The organism is Streptomyces sp. NBC_01334 (genome assembly GCF_035983595.1).
Classification (GTDB): Bacteria; Actinomycetota; Actinomycetes; order Streptomycetales; family Streptomycetaceae; genus Streptomyces; species Streptomyces coriariae.
This window is the reverse complement of the sequence record NZ_CP130718.1, coordinates 8,227,067-8,239,087: the sequence shown is the minus strand read 5'-3', so window position 1 is coordinate 8,239,087 and position 12,021 is coordinate 8,227,067. Positions and strand designations below refer to the sequence as shown.

The 12,021-nt window shown below is 70.5% G+C and carries 11 protein-coding genes and 1 tRNA gene; 4 read left to right on the top strand and 8 right to left on the bottom strand.

From position 1 onward, the window contains the following. Window positions 1-3: 3 nt before the first annotated feature. Both OG736_RS36725 and OG736_RS36720 read right to left on the bottom strand, forming a co-directional pair. Window positions 4-1,080 carry an ABC transporter permease gene (locus OG736_RS36725; protein WP_327186248.1) on the bottom strand — a complete coding sequence of 359 codons (1,077 nt, stop codon included), beginning with the start codon at window positions 1,078-1,080 and terminating at the stop codon, window positions 4-6. Continuing rightward, window positions 1,080-2,099 (bottom strand): sugar ABC transporter substrate-binding protein, encoded by a 1,020-nt coding sequence (locus tag OG736_RS36720; protein ID WP_327186247.1) that lies wholly within the window; start codon window positions 2,097-2,099, stop codon window positions 1,080-1,082. The genes OG736_RS36725 and OG736_RS36720 overlap by 1 nt, the downstream gene beginning before the upstream one ends. 650 nt (window positions 2,100-2,749) lie before the next feature. Between OG736_RS36720 and OG736_RS36710 the strand changes: the two genes are divergently transcribed. Next, window positions 2,750-3,535, top strand: coding sequence for a GntR family transcriptional regulator (locus OG736_RS36710; protein WP_327186246.1), 786 nt, complete (start codon window positions 2,750-2,752; stop codon window positions 3,533-3,535). Between the two features lie 25 nt (window positions 3,536-3,560). Here OG736_RS36710 and OG736_RS36705 read toward each other — a convergent pair whose 3' ends face one another. From OG736_RS36705 to OG736_RS36685, 5 genes are all read right to left on the bottom strand, one after another. Then, a complete protein-coding gene (locus OG736_RS36705; RefSeq protein WP_327186245.1) occupies window positions 3,561-4,319 on the bottom strand; it encodes an SDR family NAD(P)-dependent oxidoreductase in 759 nt (252 codons plus the stop codon). A gap of 2 nt (window positions 4,320-4,321) precedes the next feature. Further along, complete coding sequence (locus OG736_RS36700) at window positions 4,322-5,500, bottom strand: acyl-CoA dehydrogenase family protein (RefSeq protein WP_327186244.1); 1,179 nt, start codon at window positions 5,498-5,500, stop codon at window positions 4,322-4,324. A gap of 155 nt (window positions 5,501-5,655) precedes the next feature. Continuing rightward, a complete protein-coding gene (locus OG736_RS36695) occupies window positions 5,656-6,228 on the bottom strand; it encodes a TetR/AcrR family transcriptional regulator (RefSeq protein ID WP_327186243.1) in 573 nt (190 codons plus the stop codon). Window positions 6,229-6,300: 72 nt separating this feature from the next. After that, the gene (locus tag OG736_RS36690) at window positions 6,301-7,287 is read right to left on the bottom strand and encodes an aldo/keto reductase (protein ID WP_327186242.1); all 987 of its coding nucleotides are present in this window, start codon (window positions 7,285-7,287) and stop codon (window positions 6,301-6,303) included. Between the two features lie 182 nt (window positions 7,288-7,469). Then, window positions 7,470-7,546: transfer RNA gene (locus tag OG736_RS36685), tRNA-Pro, on the bottom strand. Between the two features lie 100 nt (window positions 7,547-7,646). On the opposite strand from OG736_RS36685, the gene OG736_RS36680 reads away from it, so the two are divergent. From OG736_RS36680 to OG736_RS36670, 3 genes are read left to right on the top strand one after another with little or no spacing between them, the layout of a single operon-like run. Continuing rightward, window positions 7,647-8,177 (top strand): DUF309 domain-containing protein, encoded by a 531-nt coding sequence (locus OG736_RS36680; RefSeq protein ID WP_327186241.1) that lies wholly within the window; start codon window positions 7,647-7,649, stop codon window positions 8,175-8,177. Between the two features lie 42 nt (window positions 8,178-8,219). Continuing rightward, a complete protein-coding gene (cobF, locus tag OG736_RS36675) occupies window positions 8,220-8,993 on the top strand; it encodes a precorrin-6A synthase (deacetylating) (RefSeq protein ID WP_327186240.1) in 774 nt (257 codons plus the stop codon). A gap of 60 nt (window positions 8,994-9,053) precedes the next feature. Next, window positions 9,054-11,141, top strand: a complete 2,088-nt coding sequence (locus OG736_RS36670) for an MDR family MFS transporter (protein ID WP_327186239.1) — start codon at window positions 9,054-9,056, stop codon at window positions 11,139-11,141. A gap of 23 nt (window positions 11,142-11,164) precedes the next feature. On the opposite strand, the gene OG736_RS36665 is transcribed toward OG736_RS36670, so the two are convergent. Continuing rightward, window positions 11,165-11,938: a sulfite exporter TauE/SafE family protein gene (locus OG736_RS36665; protein WP_327186238.1), complete on the bottom strand. Its 774-nt coding sequence runs from the start codon at window positions 11,936-11,938 to the stop codon at window positions 11,165-11,167. Window positions 11,939-12,021 lie beyond the last annotated feature (83 nt).

The window sequence follows — 12,021 nt, the reverse complement described above, 5'->3', positions numbered from 1 at the left end:
GGGTCACCTCCGGGTGGCCGTGCGCTGGACCCACAGATTGATGAGAACGGCGCCGAGGAGCATGACGCCGAGGAAGGCCTTGAACCAGTCGGGGTTCCAGCCCGCGTAGACGATGCCCTGCTGCACCATCCCGAACATGAACGCCCCGAAGACCGGGCCGATCGCCGAGCCGGCGCCGCCGGTCAGCAGACAGCCGCCGATGACGGCCGCGGAGATGTAGATCAGCTCCTGGCCCACACCCTCGCCGGACTGCACGGTGTTGAACGTGAACAGCTGGTGCATCCCGACGAACCAGGCCCCGAAACCGACCAGCATGAACAGCGAGATCTTGGTGAACGTCACGGGCACGCCGACCGCCCGGGCGCTCTCCTTGTTGCCGCCGACCGCGAAGATCCAGTTGCCGTACTTGGTGCGCAGCAGGACCCAGGTGGCGATGGCCGCGAAGACCAGCCAGTACACGATGGTGATCTTGACCTGGACGCCGCCGACGTCGAAGGACGAAGCGAAGATCTTCTTCGCCTGGCCGAAGCCGTCCATGTCGCTGATGTCGTCGGTGGCCACGTTGGTGGTGACCAGCTTGGTCACCGCGAGGTTGACACCCTGGAGGATCAGGAACGTGCCCAGGGTGATCAGGAAGCTGGGCAGCCCGGTCTTCACCACCATCCAGCCGTTGAGGAAGCCGATCCCCAGCGACACCAGCAGGGCGACGACCACACCGACCCACACATTCATGGTGAGTTGGTAGCTGAGCATGGACGCGGTGAGCGCCGAGGTGATGACGGCGACACCGGCCGACAGGTCGAACTCGCCGCCGATCATCAGCAGCGCCACCGGCAGCGCCATGATCCCGATCGTCGACGACTGGTACAGGATGTTGGCCATCGAACTGCCGTCACGCACCGGCGGCGCCGCGATCAGGAAGAACACGTACACCGCGACCGCGCCGAGGAACACCCCCACCTCGGGACGGGCCAACAGCCGCAGGGCCGGCGGGCGTTGCTTGGTCCGGCCGTCGCTCTCCTTGCGGCCGGGGGCCGGCGGTGTGGTCACCGCCGGCTCGGCATGGTGGGTCATGCTCATCACCGGGTGCCCTTCGCGGCGAACGAGGCGACCGCGTCGACGTTGGTCTTGTCCACGAAGGCCGGACCGGTCAGCACCGGCTGCTCGCCGCCGCCCATGTAGTTGCCGTTGTTCTTGTAGAGCCACAGCGAGTCGATCGCCAAGTAGCCCTGGAGGTAGGGCTGCTGGTCGACGGCGAACTCGATCGTGCCCTTGTCGATGGCGCTCGTCAGGTCCTTGTTGAGGTCGAAGGTGGCGATCTTGGCCTTGCTGCCCGCGTCGGCCTTCGACTGCACCGCCGTCAGAGCGAACGGGGCGCCGAGGGTGACGACGTAGTCGATGGCCTTGTCCTGGCTCAGCTTGGCGGTGATCGTCGACTTCACGGACGGCATGTCCGTGCCGTTGACGTACAGGGTCTCCGTCGTGCCCGAGAACGTCTTCTTCACACCGGCACAGCGCTGGGTGAGGCCGATGTTGCCCTGTTCCTGGATGACACAGACGGCCTTCTTGGCGCCCTCGGAGTTGAGCCTGTTGCCGAGCGCCTCGCCGGCCACGGTCTCGTCCTGGCCGAAGAACTCCATCAGGCCGAGGTTCTTCCACTCGCTGACACCGGAGTTGAGACCGACCACGGGTATCTTCGCGGCCTTCGCCTTGGCTATGACGTCCTTGAGCGCGTCCGGCTTGGCGAGGGTGACCGCGATGCCGTCGACCTTCTGGTCGATCGCGTTCTGGATCAGGGTGGCCTGGTTCCCGGCGTTCGGGTCGGCGGAGTAGACCAGCTTGACGTTGTCCTTGGCGGCGGCCGCCTCCGCGCCCTTGCGGACGATGTCCCAGAAGGTGTCGCCGGGCGACTGGTGGGTCACCAGGGCGACCGTCATCTGCGGAGTGCTCGCCTTGCCCGCGGAAGCGCCGTCCGCGCTCTCCTCGGACTTCTTGCCGCCGGAACTGCTGGAGCAGCCTGCGAGGGTCAGGGCCACCGCCGCGGCCATGGCCACGACCGGGGCGATTCTGCTCGAGCGGGAGGGAGAAGAGCTGTCCATCTTTCCTGCACCTCACTGTGCGACGGAGAAAACGACGGGAAAAGGGGAGGCGATCACGAAGATCCGGGGCCCGTTTCTACTCAGATTGGGGCCATGGGGCCGGGTCCGCGACTGTTCAGGTGTCTCGGACCCGGCGTGCGCTGCTGATGCCGGATCCAATCCCTTGCCGAGCTCACTGTCAATACTTTGTTAAGACATCATTTCACAAGCAGGTCCGAATGTAAGTACAAACTCTTGACAGTGCGGGTCCCCTGGACCTACACCTGGGAGACGCCAGGCCCACGATCACCGTGAGGAGCGTCGCACATGGCCGAGTCGGCCCAGCCACGGGACGTGATCACGATGGGTCGTACCGGGATCGATCTCTACCCCTTGCGACCGGACGTACCCCTCACGCGCACGGAGACGTTCGAAAGGGACCGTGTCGCCCTCGCCCGGCGGGAGTTGACCCTGACGGCCGAGACCGGGACCGGGACCCGAACGGGGACCGGGAGCCGAACAGGGACCGGGCCCGGAAGGCGAACCGAGGGACTCCTCGCAACCGGCCCACCGGGCCGACCCGGCTGATCCGGCCGATCCGGCCGATCCGGTCCGCCCGCCCCCCCCAGCCGCTCTCCCACCCGACCCCACCGACCCGAGGAGGTGCCCCGATGGCGAAGACCGGCGACCGATCCCGTGCCGTGCCCGGCTCCGCGCTCGACCTGCTGCATTTCGCCCTGGACCGCACCAGCCCCGTGCCGCTCTACTACCAGCTCGCCCAGCAGCTGGAGGCGGCGATCGAACAGGGAGCGCTCGCCCCGGGCAACCTCCTCGGCAACGAGATCGACCTGTCGACCCGCCTCGGCCTGTCCCGCCCGACGGTCCGCCAGGCCATCCAGTCCCTGGTCGACAAGGGACTCCTGGTGCGCCGGCGGGGCGTCGGCACCCAGGTCGTGCACAGCCAGGTGAAACGGCCGCTGGAACTGAGCAGCCTCTACGACGACCTGGAGGCGGCCGGACAGGGACCCACCACCCATGTCGTCCGCAACGAGCACGTGCCGGCGACCGCCGACGTGGCCGCCGCGCTCGGCGTCCCGGAGGGCAGCGAGGTCACCCTTCTGGAGCGGCTGCGCGCCACGCACGGACAGCCGGTGGCGTTCCTGTGCAACTACCTGCCCCCGGCGCTCCTGGACCTCGACACGGAACGCCTGGAGTCGACCGGCCTGTACCGGCTGCTGCGTGCGGCGGGCATCACCCTGCACAGCGCCCGCCAGACCATCGGCGCCCGCTCCGCCACCGCCGAGGAGGCCCACCTGCTGGCCGAGAAGGAGGGGGCGGCCCTGCTGACCATGCAGCGCACGGCGTACGACGACACCGGCCGGCCGGTCGAGTACGGGACGCACATCTACCGCGCGTCCCGGTACGCGTTCGACTTCCAGTTGCTGGTCAGACCCTGAGGGCCCGCCGAGGACGCCCCGGGACCTACCTCGGGGCCATCCGCAGCGCGCCGTCCATGCGGATGGTCTCGCCGTTGAGGTAGTCGTGGTCGACGATCGCCAGGGCCAGCCGGGCGTACTCCTCGGGCCGGGCCAGGCGGCGCGGGAAGGGCACGCCCTCGGCGAGCGAGGCGCGGAACTCCTCCGACACCGTCGCCAGCATCGGTGTCTCCACGATGCCCGGGGCGATGGTGCACACCCGGATCCCGTACTGCGCGAGGTCGCGTGCGGCGGGCAGGGTCAGGCCGACGACCCCGCCCTTGGAGGACGCGTAGGCGGCCTGGCCGATCTGTCCGTCGTACGCGGCGATGGAGGCGGTGTTGACGATGACGCCCCGCTGGCCGTTCTCGTCTGCCTCGGTAGCGGCGATGGCCTCCGAGGCGAGCGCGAGCACGTTGAAGGTGCCGATCAGGTTGATCTGGATCACCTTGGCGTACAGGCCGAGGTCGTGGACGCCCTTCCGGCCGAGGATCCGCGCGGACGGGCCGATACCGGCGCAGTTGACGACCGTGCGCAGCGGGACACCGGAGCCCGCCGCGGTGGCGACGGCGGCGCCGACCTGCTCGGGGTCGGTGACGTCGGCGGGCACATAGGTCACGCCGGGCACCTCGGGTGCCTTGTCGATGCCGTCCTTGAGGTCGAGGGCGAAGACCTGGGCGCCGCCCTCGGCGAGGGCCTTCGCGGTGGCCGCGCCGAGGCCGGACGCACCACCGGTGACAAGGGCGGCGGTGTTCTCGAGCTGCATCATCACTCCTTGCCGAGGACGGTGAGCACACCGCCCTCGTCACGGTCCAGCGCACGGGAGATGATCATGCGCTGGATCTGGTTGGTTCCTTCGAAGATCTGCATGACCTTGGCCTCGCGCATATAGCGCTCCACCGGGAAGTCACGGGTGTATCCGTACCCCCCGAGGACCTGCACGGCGTCCGTGGTCACCTTCATGGCGTTGTCCGTGGCCACGAGTTTGGCGATCGACGCCTCCCGTGTGAAGGGGAGGCCGAGATCCTTCAACCGGGCGGCGGACAGCGCGGTGGCCCGCGCCGACTCGATCGCGGCGCCCATGTCGGCGAGCACGAACGCCAGTCCCTGGTGCTCGATGATCGGCTTGCCGAAGGTCTCCCGCTCCCGCGCGTAGCGCACCGCGTGGTCGAGGGCCCCCTGGGCGAGGCCGGTGGCGACGGCGGAGATGCCCAGCCGGCCGCAGTCGAGGGAGGCGAGCGCGATCTTCAGGCCCTGCCCCTCCTGCCCGATCCGGCGCTCGACGGGCACCCGGACGTCCTCCAGGCGCATGGTCGCGGTCGCCGAGCCCGTCAGGCCCATCTTCCGCTCCGGCGGGTCGGCGCTGAGTCCCGGGGTGCCGGCCGGGATCAGGAAGCAGGAGATGCCGTGCGCCCGGTCGTCGGAGGTGCGGGCCATGACCGTGTAGAAGTCGGCGTAACCGCCGTGCGTGGTCCAGGCCTTGGTGCCGTTGAGCACGTACTCGTCTCCGTCGCGGACCGCGCGGGTGAGCATGGCCGCCGGGTCGGAGCCGGCGTGCGGCTCGGACAGGCAGTACGCGCCGAGCAGCTCACCGCCCAGCATGTCCGGCAGCCACCTGCGCCGCTGCTCCTCGGTGCCGAAGCGGGCCAGCGGGAAGCAGGACAGGGCGTGCACGGAGATGCCCACGGCGACGCTCGACCAGACCGCGGCGACCTCCTCCAGCACCTGGAGGTAGACCCCGTACGGCTGGTCCGCCCCGCCGTCCTCCTCGGCGAAGGGCAGCCCGAGCAGGCCGCTGCGCCCGAGGGTGCGGAAGACGTCCCGGGGGAACGCCCCGTCCGCCTCCGCGTCGGCGACCCGGGGCGCGAGTTCCTTGGCGGCGAGGGTGCGCGTGAGCTGGATGAGCTCGACGGCTTCCTCGGTCGGCAGGGCACGAGTGGCAGGCATGGTGACCTCCACGTAGGAGTACCGGTGAGTACTGAGAATGATACTGGAGTGCGTACGAACGTATCATTCACAGTACGGCAACGGGGTGGTGAGCCGCACCCGACCGTGGCCGGAGAGTGTCCGCTCCGGTCCGCTCCGGTCTGGTCCGGTCCGCTTCAGGAGGAGACGGCGTGCACGATGAGCGACGCGAGCTGTTCGTAGGCCTCCGCGTCGGTCAGCCCGGTGCGGGTCTTGAGCTCGCCCTGCTGGATCTGGCGCATGGTCGCGGCGGCGACCTCGCCGACGAACGCCGTGTGCACCTCGCGGAAGGCGCCGTCCGAGACACCCTCGGCGATCAGCCGGCGCACCCGCTCCGCGGCCATCCGCGTGTTGGCCTCGTACACCTCGCGGGCCGGCGGGAAGTCCGCGACGTCGTCGAGGAACCGGCGTGAGAGCGGGCGCAGCTGTTCGGCCACGGCGGTCAGGTACACGCGGACGCGGTCCGAGGGGTCGACGGTCTGCGCCACCCGCTTCTCGACCGCCTCGGTGGCTCCGCGGAAGTAGTGCTTGACCGCCTCCACGACCAGCCCCTGCTTGCTGCGGGCGAGCTGGTACAGGGTCGTCTTGGAGCAGCGCAGCCGCTCGGCGAGGTCGTCCAGGGTGAGGTCCGAGAACCCCTCCGCCGTCAGCAGCGCGACGAGGCGTTCCAGCAGGTCGGCCTGTCTGGCGGTACGGCGGTTGGGCGGCATGATCTCAGCGTAGCCTCCCCCCTTTGCTCCCGGGGTGCCCGCCGCAGGGCGCCCCGGTCGGCGTCCCGGTCGTCAGTGCGCGGCGTCCAGCCGGGAGCGCTGGTCCACGGTCAGCTCCAGGTCCACGGCGGCCAGGTTCTCCTCCAGTTGCGCCACCGACGACGCCCCGGCCAGCGGGACGATCGGCAGTTCCCCGCCCAACTGCCAGGCCAGCACGACCTGGTTGACACTCGCGCCGGTCTCGCGGGCGACCTCGCGCAGCACGGTGAGCCGGGCCGGGGTGCCCGGGTGGTCGTAGTCAGGCGGCAGGGGCTTGTCCTGCCGTACGTAGGCGCCGGCGAGCAGCGGCGAGTAGGCGACCAGGGTGAGGTCGGGCTCGGCCCGCAGATAGCCGAGGAGTTCGGCGCCGGCGTGACCGAGGCTGCCGTCCGGGAAGAGCTCGCCGGGGACGTCGGACCGCGGGCGCAGATGACTGTGCTGGTACTGGAGCACCTCGTAGCCGGGCAGTCCGGCCGCGGCGGCGAGGGCGCGGGCCCGCTCCACCCGCCACACGGCCTGGTTGCTCACCCCGAGCAGGCCCACCGTGCCCTCCGCGACGAGCTCCGCGAACCCCTCGACGGTCTCGCGCTGCGGGACGGCGTGGTCGTCGATGTGGGCGTAGAGCAGGTCCAGCTTCTCGACGCCGAGCCTTTCCCGGCTGCGTTCGGCGGACTCGCGGATCACCTTCGCCGAAAGACCCTCCGGGTTGTCCGTGTAGCTGGTGCCCGGCGCCAGCGGCCGGGCTCCGAGCTTGGTCGCGACGACGATCTCGTGGCCGACGCCCCGGCTGCGCCGCCACCGGCCGATCAGTTCCTCGCTCTGGCCGCCCTGGCCGCCGTCGACCCAGAAGGCGTAGTTGTCGGACGTGTCGACGAAGTTCCCGCCGGCCTCGACGTACCGGTCGAGAATCGCGAAGGACGTCTCCTCGTCCGTCACCGACCCGAACAGCATCGCCCCGAGCGCGAGCACACTGACCTCGCGCCGGGTGGCCGGGTCGGTGCCTATGGTGCGGTACCTCATGCTGGATCCTCCCGTTCGGCCGGTGTCCTCCGGCTCGAACGGGAGTCTTGCGCTTGAAGTGCGCTTCAGGACAAGGGCTTTCCCCGGGCGGCGAAGGCGCCCGACGGTACGGCGACGTGCCCCGAACGCACCGAAGCCGCCTTCTCGATGACGAGAAAGCGGCTTCCGACCTGCCGTGAAGCTGGTCGGGACGACAGGATTTGAACCTGCGACCCCTTGACCCCCAGTCAAGTGCGCTACCAAGCTGCGCCACGTCCCGGTGCGCTTCGCACGGTGTTCGCCGTGTGATCGCGCGAACAGCACTTTACCCCACACCGGGCGGTGCGCCGTAGAGGGCCCGGGCGCGGGACAATCGCCGTATGGACGGTTTGGACAGCACAGGAGGTACGAGCGGCGGCCCGCCCGCCGGGCCCCGGGACCGGGACGGCGAGGGGCGGGCGCGCAACGCCCGGCCGCGGGACGGGCTCGGCCGGCCCCTGCCGTACGGCACGCCCGGTGTGGAGCGGCAGCCCGAGGGCGTCGTCCGCACCCCGGAGGCGACCGTCACCGAGGCGCAGACCCTGCTGGACGCCGGGAAGCCGTTCCACGCGCACGAGGTCTTCGAGGACGCCTGGAAAGCGGGCCCGGAGTCGGAGCGCACCCTGTGGCGCGGACTCGCGCAGCTCGCGGTGGGTCTGACGCACGCCGCCCGGGGGAACCTCACGGGCGGGGCGCGGCTGCTGCGGCGCGGGGCAGGGGCGCTGCAGGAGTGGGCGGCCGGCGCGGGGCAGGACCGGCCGTACGGGATGGATCTCGCCGGTCTGGCCGGCTGGGCGCGGGAGCTGGCGGACACCGTCGAGCGGACCGGCGCCGCCGTGGACGCGAGGACCCGGGCGCCCCGGCTGCGCTGACCCGGCCCGGTCACTGTCAGTGGCGTACGGCAGACTCGTGGCGTGCGAAAGATTCATGTCATCGGTATCGGCGCGGGCGACCCCGACCAGCTGACCCTCCAGGCGGTCCGGGCGCTGCGGAGCACGGACGTGTTCTTCGTCCTGGACAAGGGCGAGGTGAAGAGCGACCTGACGCGGTTGCGCCACGACATGCTCGACGCGCACCTGCCGGACGGCGCCTACCGGGTGGTCGAGGCCCGGGACCCGGAGCGGGACCGCCGGGCCGGCGGCGCCGCCTACTCCCCCGCCGTCGGCGACTGGCGCAGCGCCCGCGCCGGGATCTACGAGCGGCTGATCACCGAGGAACTCGGCGAGGACCAGAGCGGCGCGTTCCTGGTCTGGGGCGACCCGGCGCTCTACGACAGCACGCTGGCGATCCTCCAGGAGGTGCTGGCCCGGGGCGCGGTGACCTTCGAGTACGACGTCGTCCCCGGCATCAGCAGTGTCTCGGCGCTCGTCGCCCGGCACCGCACGGGCCTGAACCGGGTGGCGCGTCCGGTGCAGATCACGACGGGCCGGCGGCTCGCCGAGGGCTTCCCCGAGGGGGTGGACGACGTGGTGGTGATGCTGGACGCCCACCAGGCCTTCCGGCAGTACGCCGAGGAGGACGTCGACATCTACTGGGGCGCCTACATAGGGACCCCGGACGAGATCCTCGTCTCCGGTCCGATCGCCGAGGCCGGCCCCCGCATCGAGCGGCTGCGCGCCGAGGCGCGCGAACGCAAGGGCTGGATCATGGACACCTATCTGCTGCGCCGCAACCCGGGGCAGGAGTAGCCTCCCCCGGGCGGCCCGTCCCCGCGTGCGGGGCGGGGGTGCCGATGTGATCGTGACCTCGTGACCGTCACCGAGGAAATCGCTCCGGCCGCAGCCCAGCCACCCGTCCTGGACCCGCGTCGGCGGAACATCGTCTTCGGGACGATCGTGCTGGGGATGCTGCTGGCGGCGCTGGACCAGACGATCGTGGGCACGGCGCTGCCGACGATCGTGTCGGACCTCGGCGGGGCCGCGCACATGTCGTGGGTGGTCACCTCGTACCTCCTCGCGGAGACCGTCGCGACCGTGCTGGTCGGCAAGTTCGGCGACCTGTTCGGCCGCAAGGTGGTCTTCCAGGTCTCGGCGATCGTGTTCATCACGGGCTCGTTCCTGTGCGGCCTGGCGACCAACATGTCGCTGCTGATCGCCTGGCGGGCCATGCAGGGAATCGGCGCGGGCGGTCTGATGGTGACGGCGATGGCGCTGATCGCCGACGTCATCCCGTTGCGGGAGCGGGGCAAGTACCAGGGCGCCATCGGGGCCGTGTTCGGTGTGGCCACCGTCATCGGACCGCTGCTGGGCGGGCTGTTCACCGACCATCTGTCCTGGCGGTGGGCGTTCTACGTCAACGTGCCCATCGCCATCCTCGTCGTCTTCGCGGCCGCCCGCACCATCCCGGTGGTGAAGTCGGCGGTCCGGCCGGTCATCGACTACCTGGGCATCGCGCTGGTCGCGGTCGGCGCGAGCGCGCTGATCCTGGCGACGAGCTGGGGCGGCAACGAGTACGCGTGGGGTTCGGGCGTGATCATCGGCCTGTTCGCCGGCGGTGCCGTCGCCCTCGCCCTCTTCTGTCTGGTCGAGACACGGGCGCAGCAACCCATGCTGCCCATGCGGCTGTTCGGCAACCCGGTCTTCTCCGTGTGCTCGATCCTCAGCTTCATCGTCGGCTTCGCGATGCTAGGCGCGCTGACCTATCTGCCGACCTACCTCCAGTACGTCGACGGCGACTCGGCCACCGTCTCCGGGGTGCGCACGCTGCCCATGGTGCTCGGTCTGCTCATCGCGTCGGTCTTCAGCGGCAACGTGGTCAGCAAGACCGGGCAGTACCGTCTCTTCCCGATCGTCGGCTCGCTGGTGATGGGCGTCGGCCTGTATCTGATGTCCCGCATGGGTCCCGGCACGGGCGCGTGGCTGGAATCGCTGTACATGTTCGTGCTCGGCACCGGCATCGGCCTGTGCATGCAGGTGCTCACGATCGCCGTGCAGAACACCGTCGAGTACGCCGACCTGGGCACCGCCACCTCCGGTGTCACCTTCTTCCGCACCCTCGGCAGCTCTTTCGGCACGGCCGTCTTCGGCACCCTCTACACCAACTCCCTCACCCCGAACCTGAAGGACGGCATCGGGGCCGCCACGTCGGCGGCCGGGGGCAGCGTCGACACGGCGACCATCACCAGGGCGGCGACCAGCCCGGAGGGCCTGCACCGACTGCCCTCCGACATCGCCGACCCGATCGTCCACGCCTACGCGGACACCATCCAGACGGTGTTCCTGTGGACGGTGCCGGTCGCGGCCGTCGGTTTCGTCGTCGCCCTGTTCCTGAAGCAGGTCGAGCTGCGCGACAGCGCGCGGATGAGCTCCACCGACATGGGAGAGGGGTTCGGCCAGCCGTCCGGCGCGGACTCCCGGCGGGTGCTGGAGGCTTCCGTCGCGAAGATCATCGGCGGTACGGACGCGGACACCGCGCGCCGGATCGTCGAGAGCTCCGACACCCGCCTCGATGTGGCCGGGGCCTGGGCGGTGATGCAGGTCGAGCTGTTCACCCGGATGGTCGGCCACACGAGCCTGGGGCTCGTCGCCGCCCGCCGGCATCTGCCGCCCGAGGTGCTGCTTCCGGTGTTCGACCGCATGGTCGACGAGGGCTATCTGACCCGCCACGGTTCCCTGCTGTCCCATACGGAGGCGGGCACGCGCGAGGCCGGGGTGATCACCCATGCCTGGGGTGAGTGGCTGGAGGAGCGGGTGGCGCAGGACATCGGCCGTCCGGCGGGCGGCGACCTGCGGGCGGCGGTGGACACCATCGCCAAGCGGCTCCTGGTCGAGGATCTCAACGAGGGCCTGCCCCGACGCCGTCCGGAGCCGGAGCCGGCGGCCGTCGCGGCGCCCTGACGGCCGGCTGTCCTGCCGTACGGCTAGCGCAGCAGGAGTTGGAGCCCGCCCACCACGGTCGCCGCGATCACCAGTCGCTCGAAGAGCCGCTGGTCGATACGGGGCACGGCCCACTTGCCGAGCAGCGCGCCGGGAACGACGAACGCCACGAGTGCCGCGTCCAGGAGGAGCGAGTCGCCGTCGATGAGTCCGAGGCTCGCGCTGAACGGCACCTTCGAGACATTGACGATCAGGAAGAAGAAGGCGGAGGTGCCGAGGAAGCCGAGCTTGCGGAAGCCGGCCGAGAGCAGGTACATCGACATCACCGGGCCGCCGGCGTTGGCGACCATGGTGGTGAAGCCGCCGAGGACGCCGTAGGAGCGGGCCTTGACGCGGCCGGACCGGGTGGCCACGGCATCGGGTTCGCCCTCGGCGTCGGCCGTGCGGCGGCGCCACACCGTGACGCCCGCCATCAGCAGCAGGATCGCGCCGATCGAGGTGCGCACCATGCCGTCGTCGGCCCACACCAGGAACACCGTCCCGAAGACCACGCCGGCCGCGACCGCCGGGAACAGCCGCCACAGGGTGGGCCAGTGGGCGTGCCTCCGGTAGGTGAGGACGGCGAGGACGTCGCCGGCGATCAGGATCGGCAGCAGGACGCCCGTGGAGGCGCGGGCGGGCAGGATCGCCGCGAAGATCGCGAGGCTGACCGTGTTGGCCCCGCTGACGGCCGTCTTGGAGAAGCCGACGAGCAGGGCCGCGAGGGCCAGCGCCGCGAACTCCCAGCCGGTGATGTGCCACAAGTTCATCGTGTTCATGCGGAGACCGATGGTACGCACACCTACCGGACGGCCCGAAGGCGTCTCGCCTGGTGGCCGTTCCCGCCCCGCCGACCTGTCAC